The organism is Acinetobacter sp. ANC 4636, assembly GCF_054454555.1.
Window position 1 is genome coordinate 1 of the sequence record NZ_JBTKVD010000002.1, and the last position, 16,124, is coordinate 16,124.

Sequence of the window (16,124 nt, forward strand, 5' to 3'; positions counted from 1 at the left end):
AATGGTTGGAAGGCTAAATTTTGAGCTAGATGAAATAAAAATTCTTTTTCAGATCGATCTATTTCTTGCCATTTCAATGCACGGCAATCAACATATTCACAATAGCCCGCATCAGACTGGTAATTTTTCTGATTAAATTTGAGCCGATAGCTAAAGCTACCAACATATCCTGCACCAAATCCAAACTTATAATCGCCTCGTGCAGTTGCAAAAAGCTGCAATTGAATTTGAGAATGTTGTAAATGCCATGAAAATTCACGTGGTAAATACATACTCACACCATTTGGAGTTATAACCTTAGGATAGACTCTGGCAGTTTCAAATTCTACATCTCGGTTATATACCTGAGTTTTTTGCTCCTGCAAGTCAAAAACAATAAGTTTGCTATGAATAATTTGGTTAAATCGATTACGGACCTGATAAAAAATAAATTGCCACTGTTCAACCTGTATGATTTGTCTTGTATAAAAATGCCAGTTCCAGAATGGTAGCTGAACTGTACGGGCATAACTCCATAATCCTGTAGTTTGAATTTGATAGTGTTGATGTTTATCACTCAATGTTCCGTGCATCTCAATCGGGCAAAGCCATTGTTCTGCAATACCCAAATTGAATAGATGATTTTTATATTTAGGTGCATGCAACTGAATATTGAGCTCAAACTGTAATTCACTCTGTTGCTGAATCAGCTTTAAGCCATTTGAATTTTTAATAATTTTTATATTTTGTGCGAAGTCCAAAAACTCTGGTGTTTGCCCACAATCATCCTGAATTGAATAGCTATGCAAACAACTCAAATGATTTAGGCTACAAGAATTAAACACCAAAGCTGTATCTAGCTCTGTTGTAACAATTTCAGATGGATTATAGAGAACGGGAATATTGGGAACGCCAAGCAAAGTTAAGAAATTTAGATAATAGAGTGGCGGAGGTAAATTCAGAAAAACCAAACCATAATGTAGTGTTTTATATTGGACGTTTGGCAACCATTGTAATTTTGCAAGGCTTGGAGGCTGTTTGGCAGATTTGGAAAAACTGTTCCACTTCATTACAACCTCCTTGAGCTCGGTGTTTATTTTTATGTTACTTTTTTCCTGGCTAAAAAAGTAGTCACAATCCCTGAAAGCGCGTAAATACTTGCAACCACCAGTATGCCTACAGGAATGTTATAGGTCATTGCCGCTAAAATCAGTACTACAGGCAACATCACTACAAAAGGAACGCGTCTGCGATCCATCTGTTTAAACGAGTAATACTTCATATTGGAAATCATCAGCAAGCCAACAACAACCATAAAAATCGCATATCCGATTTGAGTGGATAATTCTTTGACATTGAAGACATATGAATAATCACGACTCACCCAAACCAAACAGATCACTAAAATTGCAGCTAAAGGACTGGCAACACCAATAAAGTAGCGTTTGTCGACCACGCCGATTTGCACGTTGAAACGTGCCAGACGAAAGGCAGCACACGCAGTATAGACAAAACAACAAGCCAAACCTATACGCCCCAAACCGTGCAAACTCCAGCTATACATCAGGATTGCAGGAGCAAGACCAAAAGCGATCAAATCGGAAAGTGAATCAAATTGCTCACCAAAAGCACTTTGTGCACCAATTGCCCGTGCCACACGACCATCAAGCCCATCGAACAATGCTGCCAGAAATATGGCATAAATCGCATGTATAAATTGGCCATCCATACTCGAAATAATCGAATAAAATCCAGACAACAATGCTGCTGTTGTAATCAGGTTAGGCCATAAATAAATCCCGCGCCGCTTGATGCGCTGCCCTTCATGCGTATGTTCTTCTTCGATGACTTCAAATGTTAGCCCATCATAAGCATCATCTGAGCAATCTCCGTTGTGTTTGGGCACATTGGTCATGTTGTTGCTTCCCCAATATTGTTTGATTGAAACCGTATGTATTATTCACCCACTAACCATTTGACTGCAACTGAACCACTGTTCTCTTGCATGCGCAAATGTGGGAGTAACCAATGTAATGCTTGATCTGCTTGTTCAGCAAACTGCCAAGGTGGATTAATAATCAACATACCACAGCCATTTAAGCCTACTGGGGTATCATCTGGCCAAACACAGATTTCACAAACGAGCTGACGGCGAATCCCCGTTTTACTCATTTTTTTCTCGAAACGTTCAATCATCGGGCGATCTTTAATTGGGTACCATACCGCAAATACGCCTGTTGGCCATTTTTTATAGGCATTCACCAACAGCTCAACCAATTGAGGAAAATCCTTACGTTCTAATTCGTAAGGTGGGTCAATCATCACCAAACCACGTTTTTCTTTCGGTGGAATCACACCGAGCAATCCTTCATAAGCATCACGCTCATGCAAGCCTGCACGTTTGTCACGAATATTGTGGCGTAATTGCTCAAACACATCACGCTGCATTTCAAAAATGGTGGCTTTGTCGATGTCACGCATACCTTGCAAAGCAAACCATGGTGAACCTGGGTAAGCACCACGCCCGTCTTCGGCACGCATGCTTTCAACCAAATTCAAATACTGCTGCACAGCTTCGGGTGCTTGACGTTTCTGAATTGAAGGCAATTGCACCAGACGATGAATGCCTGAAAGGTATTCCCCTGACTTTTGGGCAGGCGCTTCTGACAAGTCATATTTTCCCGCACCGCCATGCGTGTCAATATAACGATAAGGTTTATCTTTTGCATTCAGGCGCGTCAGAAGTTGTAACAAAAGTACATGCTTCATGACATCCGCGAAGTTGCCAGCATGAAAATGGTGACGATAATTCATGTTTGTATCAATTCCTAAAATCAACAGCTATCTTAACATGAAAAAAACATCGATGCGGATTGAGCACTTGTTCTAAAATGGCTCAGCTTTTTTATATGATTAGATTTTTTGGAGAATTATGGCTGAAACTTTATCAAACCTATGGGATATTAATAAAATTATCAATGATTTGGATGACACTGGATTCAGTGTGATTGATCAGGCGTATTCTGAAGAATATTTACAATCAGTCCATCAGGAATGTATGCACCATTTAAATGAATTTCGGGATGCTGCCATTCAAAATGGCGTAGTCAGCCAAATTCGTAGTGATCATATTTTATGGATCAATGACAATTTGCCGATTGCTGAACAACACGTTACAACACTGATGCATCTGGCTCAGGAACTCAATCAGGCATTTTTCTTCGGGATTCGTGAAGTGGAAGCACACTTTGCCTGTTATAACGCAGGTGAATTTTATGCCCTACACCGAGATAACCCTCAGAAAAAGAATGATCGTATGATTTCGGCGGTATTGTATTTACATGCAGAATGGCATGAAGACTGGGGTGGGCAATTACGCCTGCAAGATAAACAGCAAAACTGGCATATTTTAGAACCTAAGCCAAATCGTATTGCACTTTTTCAAAGTGATTTATTGCATGAAGTCTTGGCGGCGAAACAGCAGCGCTTATCAATTACAGCATGGATGCGTAGCAATCACTCGATTTGGTCATAGTCACCACAGTTAATATTTTCTCACTTTAAAAGTGTCGGGATATCCGCATATACTGCAAATAAGCGATTGAGGATTGAAGTATGTCGAATAATAGCCAAGAGATTATTGCGCGGATCGGGGAAACCGACCAACTTTATTTAGAAGCCAATAGCCCCGAACTGGCTTTGGAACGCGGTAATTTACGCTTGCAGCTGGTAACGTTCAGCCACAATCGTCAAGAACAGCTTTATTTTTTACACGAAGCTTTGGCTATTTTGGAACAGGCTCGGATCGAGTTTGAAGAAATCTCGATCCAATTGTATGTGGATTTATCTTTACAGCTTGCCAAAGCATATATGATCTATTTTGAGCTCAGTCAGGATAATAAATTCGCACTGATTACCCAGCAAATTTTAAAACCATTATCCCATTTACCCTACGGCGATTTATATTTCTTCTTGGCATATGCTTCAATGGTAAAAAAAGAACAGGCGCTTACCAAGCACTGGCTGCGTAAATATGTTGTCAGTTCCGAATATGATCATGAGCTTCTACACACACATCCAGCCTTTAAGCCGCTGCGTCAAGAAATCTGGTTTATCGAATTGATTAAAACGCAGTTCCATTAAATAAAAAAACCTCTATGACAACACATAGAGGTTTTTTAGTTGTCGATATCAAGACAAAGGATACTGAGCATCTGTATGTAATAGTTCATTGAGTTCATCGACAACAATTGCCCATTCATCATCTTGGTCACAACGATGTTGTAAAAACTCGCGTTGCGATGCACTCCAGAATGGAGCATCTGCTAGATCAACATTTTGTGCCAGTTGATGTGTTGTGACAAACTCCTCTATCGCTTCTGCTTCTGCAGCCAAGCCGAGTTGTTGAAACAGTAATTTTAGTGTTGGTTGTTGTTCAAACATTTTTTATTCTCCAAAGCGACCTAGTTTTATTCTAAGGAATTACTGCACTTTTGTTGAGCAATACTCAGTTGAATTCGTGTAAAGCCATAAAAAAAGCACCCCGAAAATGGAGTGCTTTTTCAAATTTAATCTTGAAGATTAAATTTTAATTATTTAAGCATATCAGCAATTGCTGCGCGCTCTTCTTCAAGCTCGTTCAACGTAAAGTTAATACGTTCACGGCTGAATTCATCAATTTCCAAACCTTGAACGATTTTGTATTCACCGTTTTCAGTTGTTACAGGGAAACCGAACATTACGCCTTCAGGGATACCATAAGAACCGTCAGAAGGAATACCCATAGTTACCCATTGACCGTTTGTACCAAGCGCCCAGTCATGCATATGGTCGATTGCAGCATTTGCAGCAGAAGCAGCAGAAGACAAACCACGCGCTTCAATGATCGCAGCACCACGTTTACCAACTGTAGGAAGGAATACGTCTTTATTCCATGCTGCATCGTTGATTTTGTCTTTTAAGCTTTCGCCGTTTACATTTGCAAAACGGTAGTCAGCATACATAGTTGGAGAGTGGTTACCCCAAACTGTCATGTTTTCGATGTCAGCTACAGCAACGCCAGCTTTTTGAGCAAGTTGAGTCAACGCACGGTTGTGGTCAAGACGCAACATAGCTGTAAAGTTTTTCGCTGGAAGATCTGGAGCAGATTTCATTGCGATGTAAGCGTTAGTGTTCGCAGGGTTACCTACAACAAGCACTTTAACATCACGGCTAGCAACTTCGTTAAGTGCTTTACCTTGACCAATGAAGATTTCGCCGTTTACTTTAAGTAAGTCAGCACGTTCCATACCAGGACCACGTGGACGTGAACCAACCAATAATGCATAGTCAGCATCTTTAAATGCAACTTTTGGATCATCAGTACCGATCATGCCTGCCAATAATGGGAACGCACAGTCATCAAGTTCCATCATCACGCCTTTAAGCGCTTGTTGAGCTTTCTCAACTGGAATTTCAAGCAATTGTAAAATAACTGGTTGGTCTTTCCCTAACATTTCGCCGCTTGCGATACGGAATAACAAGCTATAACCAATTTGACCTGCAGCGCCAGTAACGGCAACACGAACGGGTTGCTTCATGTAATTATCTCCAATTGAGGATCGTTGATATGATTAAACAGTTTTTCCATTTAATCGTTAATCATAAACGGCAATAATTGTACTCCAATCTTGCGAGTCCTGCATAAAAAATAGAATGATTTGCAACAAAAGTCTGATAGATAATTTAAACAAAATTAGGCTTATTAATAGCTAAATTTGCTCAAAACAAAAACCTGAAGGTATCTGACAAGTATTTTTATCTTTTTAAAGCCATCAAATGAGCTTCAGATGACTCATCATCACCATCACTAATACGTTCCCTGAATAGTGAAATTTTTCGAGCAGTTAGACAGTTCATGACTTGTACATGACTTATAAGAACCATTGCTATTGTAACAAACACTCACATGGGTCAATAAAGTTGTTCCATGATTATTTTGACAGGAAAATTCAATCCCATCGACAGGCAATCCTGAATTAAGTTTCAGAAACTGTGCCAACAAGGTTTGACGCTGAATCGTATGTGATGAAGCATCAGTTAGAACAGCGGGAATTTTTAAGCGCTGGGCGTAGTTAATAATTGTTCTAAAATACTGTGCCGCAGACATAGACATACAGTCACCAACACTATGCCAAAGCTGAATACGTGACACTTCATCAGGAATAATACGCGCAACAACCTTGGCTTGTAACGGTGGTAAAATTGCCGAGCTAGTGGTTTCACATCCCGTATAGCGACCTTCAGGAACTAAACCTGCAACAGTCAGGGCATAACCTTCTAAACATTTGCGCTGCTTTTTACGATTAGGGTCAAGCGCACAAACGGCTGGTGTCATTTGAACATGTAAAATGTAGCCTCGGCTTGGGTTTGAGGTTGGCTGTGCATGGGCTGAAGAGAAAATAACCAAAAAACCAATAGCAATCAATAAACTCACGATTAGAGAAGCTGAATGCTCTAGACATCCTTGTTTAGCCATGTAGAAAACCAAAATCTTACATCTCTCAGATTTATTGCTCTATACGTGCTGGAATAGCACGCATCCATTTACCAATATTTTGTATTCCCTGACCAAGCACGGCACCGTAATGCGTTGCATTGGTCATTACATTTTTCACATAATCACGTGTTTCTGACAACGGAATACTTTCCACATATTGATCTGCAGCGATTGCCCCCGTATTGGCTTGCCAACGGCGTGCCCGATTTGGGCCAGCATTATAACCTGCTGTTGCCAAGACAGCATTGCCATTGAGCTGCCCTTGAATCATCGATAAATAATACGTGCCATAACGAATATTGGTATTCATGTCCGTCAATACTGCAGGATTATACGTTTCCCCCATTTGTTTTGCGACTTGTTTCGCAGTTGCAGGCATAATTTGCATTAAACCTCCCGCTCCAACATTGGAACGTGCACGAGTCACAAAACGACTTTCCTGACGCATTAAACCATAAGCCCAGGCAGGGTCTAAATTAACATTTTGACTATAACTCAGCACGGTATTCTGATGCGGTGTCAAATAGCTCAAATTGTCATTATGTTTCTTCACTGTGCGGTTCGCAGCATAAATTGCCCGATCATACCACCCTAAATCAGCAGCACGCTGAGCAGCAGCTAGCAATAATCCATCATCTTCACGCAAGTATGCCTGACGTACTGCCCAGTTCCATTCGCGGTTAGTATAACTGTCGGGTGCATTAATTTTTTTCAGGGTAAATGCACGGCGAAAATGAATATCTTGATCTAAACGTTGAAAATCGCGGCTTGAAGGTTGAGCTTGTTCACGTTTGTTATAATTTTTACCTAAACGCTCTTGCGCTAACAAGTTATGATAATCATCACCACTTTGCGCCAACCGCTGATAAATCCCCATCGCAATGCGTTTTGAATTGGCATCGCCGCGCTGCTCATAAGCCCGACCTAACCAATACTGCCAGCGATCTTCCTGCTGCTGGGTGATGGTCATACTGCCAATAGCACGCATCACACTGTTCCAAGCGCCAAAACGTACTGCTTGGCGCGCATAGACTTCAGCTTCTTCTGGGCTAAATGGCAAACCACCATAACTGGCATCAAAATAGTTCAATACAATACGGTTAAAATTATTTTTGAGTACGGTTGTTCCACCAATATAAGCTACTGTTCGATACAAATATTTCTGTACAGCTTCAGGCACATTTTCCGCAGCACGATTGGTGGCACTTAAACCCGAATCCAGATCGGTCTCAGTCAAGCGAGCAAGCGCAAAAATCAGATAGGCATAGTCCGCGTCATTGTTTTTAGGTGCTGACCATAAATAATTTAACGGATTACTTTGAATTTGGTTGAACTGCGCCAAGGAGAGATTCACCCCCATAGCACTCGCTGTCACTTGCGCCTTACCTATTTGTCCAGCACGTAACTCCCCCCACAAGCGCTGCTGTTTATCTTGTGTGCTCATCAAGGGGCTAGTCAGCATCATTTGCCCAAGCCCCTGACAAGATTCAGGCAAATTACCTGTATTTAACCAAAGATCTTTAAACTCAGCAAAAACCAGTGGATCATCTGACTTCGCACGTACCTGTGCGACTGCACAGCTTTCTGCCTGATCAGGATTAGTTACATAAGGAATAACAGGTCGAGCATTATTATAATCAGCTTGTTTAACTTTTTCTTCGACATAATCTGCGGCAAGTTTTTCAGCCATCGTCGACTGTGGGTAACGTTTGGCAAAGTCGATAATATTACCTGAAGGTTGATAACCTAAGCTCATGTTAAGCTTCCAATATTCAGGATAATATCCCAAGCTATCTTGTTGCATACTGGCAGAATACTGGTCTAATAATGCGGTATTTCCTGAGCTGGCAGCTCTTAATGCATCATTAAACTGCTCTTCGGCAGCAGATGCGACACAACTTGTCCCCAAAACACATCCCAAGGCAAGTAAACGGCCATAAAATTGATATGTTGTTGCACATAAAACCCGCAATCTGTTCATATAGCCGAATACACCTTCGCTTGCCCTGCAATTTTTGCCCTCAGTTTAATGTTAATACATGCATTGTTGTTGTTATGTTATGTAATAATTTTGCACAAATAATCAGCAATTTTCTACTGATTGGGAAAAACTAAAAGAGCTATAGCTTCAAAACAAAAAATGCTAAAATACCGCTCCTTTTATTCTCTGCCAAAGTGTTTCAGCATCATGCTTCTCAGCATCTGATCACTTAGCCCTATTTTTCAGGAGCCTACATGACGGTTCAGACCTTCATTCCAGCACGTGCCGAAGCTGCCTCAGAAAACACTGTCACCCAGCCTTTGCACACCTCTGATGCTTCAAATACAGTCAAAAAGCTGTACATTGAAACTCAAGGGTGTCAAATGAATGAATATGACAGTCACCGTATGGCAGACTTGCTCGGCGACTCGCATGGTTACGAGCTCACCAATGATCCGAAAGATGCCGACATCTTACTGATGAACACCTGTTCGATTCGCGAAAAAGCACAGGAAAAAGTATTCAGTGAACTTGGGCGCTGGCGCAAACTTAAAGAAAAAAATCCTGACCTGATTATTGGTGTGGGTGGTTGTGTCGCATCACAAGAAGGTGACAACATCCAAAAACGTGCGCCGTATGTCGATATGGTTTTTGGTCCGCAAACTTTGCACCGTTTACCGCAAATGCTGGACCAGCACCAAGAACAGATTGAAAAACCAAAGCAAGATAAAATAAAACTGGTCGATATTTCCTTCCCTGATATTGAAAAATTCGACTTCTTGCCTGAACCGCGTGTTGAAGGTTACAAAGCCTTTGTTTCAATTATGGAAGGCTGCTCAAAATACTGTTCTTTCTGTGTTGTACCGTATACCCGTGGTGAGGAAGTTTCACGTCCACTAGACGATGTCTTGGCAGAAATTGCAGGACTTGCAGAAAAAGGCGTACGTGAAATCAGCCTGCTTGGACAAAATGTCAATGGTTATCGGGGTGAAACCTTCGATGGCAATATCTGTACTTTTGCAGACTTGTTGCGTTTGGTCTCGGAAATCCCGGGCATTGGCCGTTTACGCTACACAACATCGCATCCACTTGAATTTTCGGATGACCTGATCCAATGTTACCGTGACCTGCCGCAAATGGTGTCGCATTTACACTTACCTGTGCAAAGCGGCTCAAATGCAGTGTTACAGGCAATGAAACGTAACCACACGATTGATGTTTATATCAATAAAATTGAAAAGTTACGTGCAATCCGCCCAGACATGCATTTATCGAGTGACTTTATTATCGGTTTCCCAGGTGAAACTGATGAACATTTTGCTGAAACTTTGCAGTTCATTAAAGATTTAGATTTCGATCATTCTTATAGCTTCATTTACTCTAAACGCCCAGGTACACCTGCTTCAGAGCTTGAAGACACGACACCTGAAGACGTGAAAAAAGAGCGTCTGGCACAGGTACAAAAAGTCATTAAGCAGTCCAGTATCGACAAGACAGATGCCATGCTTGGTACTGTTCAACGTGTCCTGATCGAAAATGTTTCCGAGAAAGATCCAAACCTGTTAGTCGGCACGGCAGACAATACCCGCTTAGTCACATTTATTGGCGATGTAGCATGGCTGGGTCGTTTTGCAGAAATCGAGATTACTGAAATCAAAACTTTAAATTTAGTCTATGGAGAGCTCTTGAATCTTGAGCCTGACGTGGCGTAATGTAGGGCTATAGACTAAACAACACTTAAAGGAATTGTCTTGACTGCAGCGATCCGACGTACAGTATCTTTTCCGGGTATTTCAATGGAGCGTTTAAAAAGCATGTTGGGTGCTTATAACGCTCACTTGAAACAAATCGAACAACGTTTAGATGTCCAAATTACTCATCGAGGTGATGTTTTCTATATCGATGGGGATATTGAAGCGGTGGAGAGAGCAGAAACTCTCCTACAGCGACTGCATGAAGAAGCAGAACTGTCCTCTTCCGTGAGTGCAGATCAGTTACACATGATGATTCAAGGTAGCCAGACCGAACGTGATCTCATGGATGATGAAGGTCAGGAACATACCGGGTTGGATAGTATCTGGTTGCAAACACGAAAAGGGCGGATTAACCCACGTGGTGCAAACCAAAAACGCTATGTACAACGTATTTTGCAAAGTGACATTTCCTTTGGTATTGGTCCTGCGGGGACAGGTAAAACCTATTTAGCCGTTGCCGCAGCTGTCGATATGCTGGAACGTAATGAAATCCAGCGTATTTTACTGGTTCGACCTGCGGTTGAAGCAGGTGAAAAACTGGGTTTCTTGCCAGGTGATTTAAGCCAGAAAATTGACCCGTATTTACGCCCACTCTACGATGCATTGTATGAAATGCTAGGCTTTGAAAAGGTAGCGAAACTGATTGAACGCCAAGTGATTGAAGTTGCGCCTTTGGCCTACATGCGTGGTCGTACCTTGAATCACTCCTTCGTGATTTTGGATGAAGCCCAAAACACCACACCTGAACAAATGAAAATGTTCCTCACCCGTTTAGGTTTTGGTTCACGTGCCGTCATTACAGGTGATATTACTCAAGTTGACTTGCCACGTGGCCAGCAGTCAGGTTTAGCTCATGCTTTACGTGTACTTGAACCTGTGACCGAAATTCATATTACCCGCTTCCACTCACGTGATGTGGTGCGTCATCAGCTGGTACAAAAAATTGTCGAGGCCTATGAAGGCTGGGACAGTGAGCAACACCGAATTGGTGCTGAAGAACGTGCTGCACGTAAAGCACGTCACGAAGCTCTAGTTCAGGAAAATGATGTAGCAGCAGATGCTCAGCATCAGGACGCTTAAGGACAAATTTTGAAACTTAATCTTTCGTTACAACAAGACGTTTTAGCACCTGAATTGGTGCTAAAACGCAGTTATATAAAAAAAGTCATTGAGACTACTTTACGTCATGTTGGCATGCAGCAAGATTGTGAGATCGGCATCGCTTGTGTGGATAATACAGAAAGCCACGCGCTGAATTTGCAGTATCGCCAAAAAGATAAACCGACCAATGTTTTATCTTTTCCCAGTGATATTCCTGAAGAAGTACTGCCGATGCTGGACGCTTTCCCATTAGGTGATTTGGTGATCTGTATTCCTGTTGTGCTTCATGAAGCAGATCAGCAAAAGAAAAAACCTCTGGTTCATTTTACCCATATGCTGGTACATGGTACGCTACATTTGTTGGGCTATGACCATGAAACTGGCGAACAGGACGCTGAAGAAATGGAGAATCTCGAAGTTGAGATCCTCAGTAAACTCAGTTTAGATAATCCCTATCAAGATCTATAAATGCGTTGGAGTGCAATCTGATGTTTGTGGTGATTTTCAAAGCTGAGATTGCACAGCTTGATCATGAATACAGCCAGCTTGCACAACATCTAAGACAAAAAGCCTTGTCTGAATATGACTGTCTCAAGTTTGAGTCTTATACGGAAAATGGACAGGAGCTAGCGCTGTCTTACTGGTCTGACCTTAAAAGTATTCAGCGTTGGCAACAAGATCGTGAACATATAGTGGCTCAACAAACTGGACAGAAACGCTGGTATAAGCACTATAGCGTTGAAGTCTGTGAAATACAGCGCCAGTACCAACATCGCAACTTAAAATAAAAAATCGGGATTTACTCCCGATTTTTTATTTTACTTCAAACTCTGCCTCAGCAGGATCAAAGCGCCACGTCCGAACAATACGTAGCTCAGAAATATCTTTCATACTGGCGTCAAAACGCCCGAAAGGTGCACCACGGCGTACGGAATTCTTTGCTGCCTCATCTAAAACAGCATGCCCAGAGCTTTGCAATAAGTGAATTGCACGCACCCCACCCTCACTGTTGAGAATCACCATGAGGCGAACCTCACCCGACCAGTGCTGTTGTTTTGCCTGCTCTGGATAATAACGGTTGCCATACAATTCAACTTTTTCACGAAATTTATTTAAGTATGCAGCAGACGCATCACGCTTTGCCTGAATACCATCGACTGTCTTAATTTTTTGCTGGCGGCTAAAATCCTGCTGGCGTTGCAAATATTGTGCTTCTAAGCTGGCAACCATCGCGGCCTTAGCTTGATACTGGCTTTGTAATTCATCCATAGCTTTTTTACGGTGCTGATCCTCACTTTGCTTTTGCCAGCTCAAGACTGTCATGAGTACTTTTTCTTCAAATTTTAACTCGCGCTGCTGCTTTACCATTTCTAGTTGTTGTAATTGTTGATCTCCTGCTGATTGAGACTCATCTGCTGGAGCAAGATTGGTTGACGTACGGTGTTTTTGTCGAAAAATGCCTGAACCTTGTTGATCTTCCTGTGCAATAAAGTCTGCTTTTTCAACAGCCTCTTTGCTTGGTCGAATCGTCACGGCAATTTCCTGATGCAAAGACTGATCGGCTTGAGGCATGGCAAAACGTATGCACAGCAAAACCAAATGCAGTAGCAACGCTGAAAGGGCTGCCACCATAAATACTGAATCTTGCCACCAAGACAGTGTTATTTTTTGCTGAATCGAGTGTTGCTTTGTCATAACATTAAAACGACCAAACTTGCCAAAAATACACGTAACATATAAATATGCGATTTTTTAGAGAAAAATGCAGTTTTATACTCTTTTTTGCACAAAAACATCAAATGTTCATTTTGCAAGAACGAGTATAAAAAATAGATGTGAATTTTTCATCTAATTCAATAAGATTGCAACCAGTATAAAAAACTATTTTTTGGACCTGATCTATGCAGACGCTAATTTCCAATTTTTCTAAACGTATCCGCGAGGTATACCGTAAGGCTGGGGGATTTATTGAAGAAGAGCGCGAATTTGCATTGTCACAAGTATTTTTAAATGCAACCTTCAAACGTTTTGTGACCGATAACGTCAAGATTTTACAGGACTTGCATGCAGACGTGCATGATGATTGGCTACGCCTGTATGCCACGCTCAATGTTAAAGGCTTAGATACTACTCTGTCAGTTGATTTAAAGCTTTTACAAATGGAACTGAACAAAGATACACAGTTACTCGTATTTGAGCAAATCAGCCAGACTCAAGTCATTGAAGCCAAATTTAAAAATATTTTACAAAAAATAGGCTTTAAATTTGCTCTGTTTTTTTATCAGAAGGTCTTGGATAAAGATCCGCTAGGTACGATTTTGCAGCGCTTCAATGTTGTCGAAGTGAAAGACGATTTACTCTATCTTGATCTAAATCGCTGGCTGGGTAAAAACCCGTCAATTATTGAAACCTTAGGCAAAGTCCATGTCAATCATGCCGTACTACGTGAAGCCGAACTGGTGGTTTTAGGTAATGTTAATTTGGAAGCACTTTTTAGAAAAGTTAACAGCAGTACTGACGACGCAGAAGCAACACCTGTAAGCAAAACAACCACATAATGTGATCATAAACATACAAAAAATATGCGATTGATCCAGTTTTTCAGATTAATTTATATCACCATAAAATATTAAAAGTTCCAGGATATATTTATGCTCAAGCAACAACTTACCTCTTTATCTGCCGTTGTACTTGCTGGAGCAGCATTGATCTGCTCAAGCCAAGCTATGGCGCTGAGCCCATTTAAGGCCACCTATCAATTTTCCTATAATGGTCACAATATGGGTTCTGCAACACGGATCCTTCAACAAAATGGCAATAACTGGACGTATGTCTTTGCAGCAAAAGCAGGTATTTTAGCATCAGCAACCGAAACCAGTAACTTCTCGTTACTGGATGATCATGTGATTTCCAATAGTTTTACCCGTAATGCTAATTATATTGGGCTGTCAGACTCCTTTAAAATTCATTTTAATCCTGCAGGAAAAACCATTGCGACCAATCGTAAAGGTAAAGCAAATTCTTTCGCATGGAAATCAGGTGCTTTAGATGAGCTCAATGCCGAAGTACAAATTCGTGAAGACTTAAAAAAAACGGGGCTGAAAAACAACTATTATATTACCGATGCTAAAGGCGTTGCCCAACGCAAATTTATTAAACTGGGCACGGAAAATCTCGTAACACCTTACGGCACATTTAGCACCATTAAAGTCAAACTGGATCATGGAAAAGATGAGCGTAATACCATTTTCTGGTTAGCACCAAAACTGGACTATTTACCAGTCAAAGTCGCACATAATGATGGTCGTAGCTCGTATGGAATTCTGCTCACAGGTTATCAAGGGGCGACCAAATAACCGTATTTTTGCAATTTTGACTTGCAATTTTTCGGATGCTTTTTAAAATACGCCTTTGCTTAAAAAAGCATCCGTTCCTTAGAGGTTCCTCCCTGTGCAAGCACTAGAACAGAAAATCTTAAGTGAAGGTATCGTTCTATCTGATCAAGTTCTCAAAGTAGACGCTTTCTTAAATCATCAAATTGACCCTGTGTTGATGCAACAGATCGGGCATGAATTTGCTGCTCGTTTTAAAGATCAAGGAATTACCAAAATCATTACCATTGAAGCTTCAGGTATCGCACCTGCGGTCATGGCAGGTTTAGAGCTTGGTGTTCCTGTGATTTTCGCACGTAAACATCAGTCTTTAACGCTGAAAAATGATTTGTACAAAGCTCAGGTACATTCATTTACCAAACAGACTACAAGTACCATCGCCATTTCAAACAAGTACTTACATGCAACTGATAAAGTTCTTGTGATTGATGATTTCTTGGCAAATGGTCAAGCTGCGCTCGGTTTGATTGATTTGATCCATCAGGCCCAAGCGGAAGTCGTTGGTATTGGTATTGTGATTGAAAAATCCTTCCAAACTGGACGTCAGTTATTGCTGGACAAAGGCTACCGCGTTGAATCACTCGCACGTGTCGAGTCATTAAATGATAGTCAGGTAACTTTCGTTAGAGATTAAATAAAAAAGAGCGATTTATTCGCTCTTTTTTTTGACCATATGGTGGATTTAAGTTGGAATGCTTGCCCAAATAAATCCACCGTTGATTGCTCGGCATTGAACGATTTATTGCCCACCCAGCAGCTTGATGGCTACATCACCTAAACGCTTACCCTGCTCAAAACATAAAGCTTTTTCTTCCGCAGTTAAGCCTTGATCATGACGTGCGCCACTGACATGAGTTGCACCATACGGCGTCCCACCCGACTTGGTATTAGACAATGCAGGATGTGCATTGGTTAATCCCAAAATCATCATGCCATGATGAAACAATGGCGGTAACATGCTCAACAAAGTACTTTCCTGTCCACCATGCATGGAACCCGATGATGTAAACACACAGGCAGGTTTGTTATGCAATGCACCACTCAGCCATAAAGTCGTGGTTTGATCCCAAAAATATTTCATTTCACTGGCCATATTACCAAAACGCGTTGGTGAACCGAGCGCCAAACCAGCACATCCTGCAAGATCATCTAAACTACAGTAAATATCGCCGTCTTCAGGAATACTCGGTGCGGCAACTTCAACTGACGTTGCAAGCTGCGGAACAGTACGAATTTTGGCAGACATCCCGACAGTTTCAATTCCATCGGCAATTAAATGTGCCATGTCTTTGGTTGAACCATATTTGCTGTAATAAAGTACTAAAATATAAGCTTGCATTAGGTCTGAAAGATAATAAAAAAGAAAACTATACGGTATT

At 41.3% G+C, this 16,124-nt stretch carries 18 protein-coding genes; 9 read left to right on the forward strand and 9 right to left on the reverse strand.

All coding sequences use genetic code 11. The annotated features are described in order from the left end of the window. The 3 genes from ACX1N5_RS02050 to ACX1N5_RS02060 form a co-directional block, all read right to left on the reverse strand. The coding region (locus tag ACX1N5_RS02050) for a DUF6670 family protein (RefSeq protein WP_458799842.1) at nt 1-1,049 on the reverse strand (1,049 nt) is incomplete at its 3' end. Nucleotides 1,050-1,078: 29 nt separating this feature from the next. Then, complete coding sequence (gene pssA, locus ACX1N5_RS02055) at nt 1,079-1,894, reverse strand: CDP-diacylglycerol--serine O-phosphatidyltransferase (protein ID WP_131379380.1); 816 nt, start codon at nt 1,892-1,894, stop codon at nt 1,079-1,081. 41 nt (nt 1,895-1,935) lie between these two features. After that, entirely contained in the window at nt 1,936-2,793 is an 858-nt protein-coding gene (locus ACX1N5_RS02060) for a 23S rRNA (adenine(2030)-N(6))-methyltransferase RlmJ (protein ID WP_458799840.1), read from the reverse strand. 118 nt (nt 2,794-2,911) lie between these two features. Here ACX1N5_RS02060 and ACX1N5_RS02065 point away from each other — a divergent pair, with 118 nt between their 5' ends. Both ACX1N5_RS02065 and ACX1N5_RS02070 read left to right on the forward strand, forming a co-directional pair. Next, nucleotides 2,912-3,514 carry a 2OG-Fe(II) oxygenase gene (locus tag ACX1N5_RS02065; protein ID WP_458799838.1) on the forward strand — a complete coding sequence of 201 codons (603 nt, stop codon included), beginning with the start codon at nt 2,912-2,914 and terminating at the stop codon, nt 3,512-3,514. Nucleotides 3,515-3,594: 80 nt separating this feature from the next. After that, nucleotides 3,595-4,122, forward strand: coding sequence for a hypothetical protein (locus ACX1N5_RS02070; protein WP_131379384.1), 528 nt, complete (start codon nt 3,595-3,597; stop codon nt 4,120-4,122). 48 nt (nt 4,123-4,170) lie between these two features. Here ACX1N5_RS02070 and ACX1N5_RS02075 read toward each other — a convergent pair whose 3' ends face one another. From ACX1N5_RS02075 to ACX1N5_RS02090, 4 genes are all read right to left on the reverse strand, one after another. Beyond that, nucleotides 4,171-4,422, reverse strand: a complete 252-nt coding sequence (locus ACX1N5_RS02075) for a DUF2789 family protein (RefSeq protein WP_458799835.1) — start codon at nt 4,420-4,422, stop codon at nt 4,171-4,173. A gap of 149 nt (nt 4,423-4,571) precedes the next feature. Beyond that, nucleotides 4,572-5,558: a malate dehydrogenase gene (locus ACX1N5_RS02080; RefSeq protein WP_004754160.1), complete on the reverse strand. Its 987-nt coding sequence runs from the start codon at nt 5,556-5,558 to the stop codon at nt 4,572-4,574. Nucleotides 5,559-5,827: 269 nt separating this feature from the next. After that, nucleotides 5,828-6,496 carry a ribonuclease T2 family protein gene (locus ACX1N5_RS02085; protein ID WP_458799833.1) on the reverse strand — a complete coding sequence of 223 codons (669 nt, stop codon included), beginning with the start codon at nt 6,494-6,496 and terminating at the stop codon, nt 5,828-5,830. A 31-nt stretch (nt 6,497-6,527) separates the two neighbouring features. Next, a complete protein-coding gene (locus ACX1N5_RS02090) occupies nt 6,528-8,498 on the reverse strand; it encodes a lytic transglycosylase domain-containing protein (RefSeq protein ID WP_458799831.1) in 1,971 nt (656 codons plus the stop codon). Nucleotides 8,499-8,752: 254 nt separating this feature from the next. Between ACX1N5_RS02090 and miaB the strand changes: the two genes are divergently transcribed. The 4 genes from miaB to ACX1N5_RS02110 are packed head-to-tail and all read left to right on the forward strand — an operon-like array spanning nt 8,753 to nt 12,141. Beyond that, nucleotides 8,753-10,210, forward strand: coding sequence for a tRNA (N6-isopentenyl adenosine(37)-C2)-methylthiotransferase MiaB (gene miaB, locus ACX1N5_RS02095; protein WP_458799829.1), 1,458 nt, complete (start codon nt 8,753-8,755; stop codon nt 10,208-10,210). A 39-nt stretch (nt 10,211-10,249) separates the two neighbouring features. Beyond that, the gene (locus tag ACX1N5_RS02100; protein WP_004754169.1) at nt 10,250-11,332 is read left to right on the forward strand and encodes a PhoH family protein; all 1,083 of its coding nucleotides are present in this window, start codon (nt 10,250-10,252) and stop codon (nt 11,330-11,332) included. Nucleotides 11,333-11,341: 9 nt separating this feature from the next. After that, nucleotides 11,342-11,821, forward strand: coding sequence for an rRNA maturation RNase YbeY (ybeY, locus tag ACX1N5_RS02105; RefSeq protein WP_458799827.1), 480 nt, complete (start codon nt 11,342-11,344; stop codon nt 11,819-11,821). Nucleotides 11,822-11,841: 20 nt separating this feature from the next. Next, nucleotides 11,842-12,141 carry an antibiotic biosynthesis monooxygenase family protein gene (locus tag ACX1N5_RS02110; RefSeq protein WP_131379393.1) on the forward strand — a complete coding sequence of 100 codons (300 nt, stop codon included), beginning with the start codon at nt 11,842-11,844 and terminating at the stop codon, nt 12,139-12,141. A gap of 25 nt (nt 12,142-12,166) precedes the next feature. Here ACX1N5_RS02110 and ACX1N5_RS02115 read toward each other — a convergent pair whose 3' ends face one another. Beyond that, complete coding sequence (locus ACX1N5_RS02115; protein ID WP_458799824.1) at nt 12,167-13,048, reverse strand: energy transducer TonB; 882 nt, start codon at nt 13,046-13,048, stop codon at nt 12,167-12,169. A gap of 206 nt (nt 13,049-13,254) precedes the next feature. Between ACX1N5_RS02115 and ACX1N5_RS02120 the strand changes: the two genes are divergently transcribed. The 3 genes from ACX1N5_RS02120 (at nt 13,255) to ACX1N5_RS02130 (ending at nt 15,379) form a co-directional block, all read left to right on the forward strand. Further along, the gene (locus ACX1N5_RS02120) at nt 13,255-13,911 is read left to right on the forward strand and encodes a hypothetical protein (RefSeq protein ID WP_458799823.1); all 657 of its coding nucleotides are present in this window, start codon (nt 13,255-13,257) and stop codon (nt 13,909-13,911) included. 93 nt (nt 13,912-14,004) lie between these two features. Next, nucleotides 14,005-14,709 (forward strand): DUF3108 domain-containing protein, encoded by a 705-nt coding sequence (locus ACX1N5_RS02125; protein ID WP_458799821.1) that lies wholly within the window; start codon nt 14,005-14,007, stop codon nt 14,707-14,709. A 94-nt stretch (nt 14,710-14,803) separates the two neighbouring features. Beyond that, the gene (locus tag ACX1N5_RS02130) at nt 14,804-15,379 is read left to right on the forward strand and encodes a xanthine phosphoribosyltransferase (protein WP_458799819.1); all 576 of its coding nucleotides are present in this window, start codon (nt 14,804-14,806) and stop codon (nt 15,377-15,379) included. Between the two features lie 105 nt (nt 15,380-15,484). Here the strand turns inward: ACX1N5_RS02130 and wrbA are convergent, their stop codons facing one another. Continuing rightward, complete coding sequence (gene wrbA, locus ACX1N5_RS02135; protein ID WP_458799817.1) at nt 15,485-16,084, reverse strand: NAD(P)H:quinone oxidoreductase; 600 nt, start codon at nt 16,082-16,084, stop codon at nt 15,485-15,487. Nucleotides 16,085-16,124: the final 40 nt, after the last annotated feature.

What these genes read in the sequence shown, in the direction of transcription:
- pssA (WP_131379380.1), bottom strand. Translation starts at nt 1,894, where the DNA reads ATGACCAATGTGCCCAAACACAACGGAGATTGCTCAGATGATGCTTAT.
- ACX1N5_RS02085 (WP_458799833.1), bottom strand. Translation starts at nt 6,496, where the DNA reads ATGGCTAAACAAGGATGTCTAGAGCATTCAGCTTCTCTAATCGTGAGT.
- ACX1N5_RS02070 (WP_131379384.1), top strand. Translation starts at nt 3,595, where the DNA reads ATGTCGAATAATAGCCAAGAGATTATTGCGCGGATCGGGGAAACCGAC.
- wrbA (WP_458799817.1), bottom strand. Translation starts at nt 16,084, where the DNA reads ATGCAAGCTTATATTTTAGTACTTTATTACAGCAAATATGGTTCAACC.
- ACX1N5_RS02060 (WP_458799840.1), bottom strand. Translation starts at nt 2,793, where the DNA reads ATGAATTATCGTCACCATTTTCATGCTGGCAACTTCGCGGATGTCATG.
- ACX1N5_RS02125 (WP_458799821.1), top strand. Translation starts at nt 14,005, where the DNA reads ATGCTCAAGCAACAACTTACCTCTTTATCTGCCGTTGTACTTGCTGGA.
- ACX1N5_RS02065 (WP_458799838.1), top strand. Translation starts at nt 2,912, where the DNA reads ATGGCTGAAACTTTATCAAACCTATGGGATATTAATAAAATTATCAAT.
- miaB (WP_458799829.1), top strand. Translation starts at nt 8,753, where the DNA reads ATGACGGTTCAGACCTTCATTCCAGCACGTGCCGAAGCTGCCTCAGAA.
- ACX1N5_RS02090 (WP_458799831.1), bottom strand. Translation starts at nt 8,498, where the DNA reads ATGAACAGATTGCGGGTTTTATGTGCAACAACATATCAATTTTATGGC.
- ACX1N5_RS02120 (WP_458799823.1), top strand. Translation starts at nt 13,255, where the DNA reads ATGCAGACGCTAATTTCCAATTTTTCTAAACGTATCCGCGAGGTATAC.
- ACX1N5_RS02080 (WP_004754160.1), bottom strand. Translation starts at nt 5,558, where the DNA reads ATGAAGCAACCCGTTCGTGTTGCCGTTACTGGCGCTGCAGGTCAAATT.
- ACX1N5_RS02115 (WP_458799824.1), bottom strand. Translation starts at nt 13,048, where the DNA reads ATGACAAAGCAACACTCGATTCAGCAAAAAATAACACTGTCTTGGTGG.
- ACX1N5_RS02110 (WP_131379393.1), top strand. Translation starts at nt 11,842, where the DNA reads ATGTTTGTGGTGATTTTCAAAGCTGAGATTGCACAGCTTGATCATGAA.
- ACX1N5_RS02075 (WP_458799835.1), bottom strand. Translation starts at nt 4,422, where the DNA reads ATGTTTGAACAACAACCAACACTAAAATTACTGTTTCAACAACTCGGC.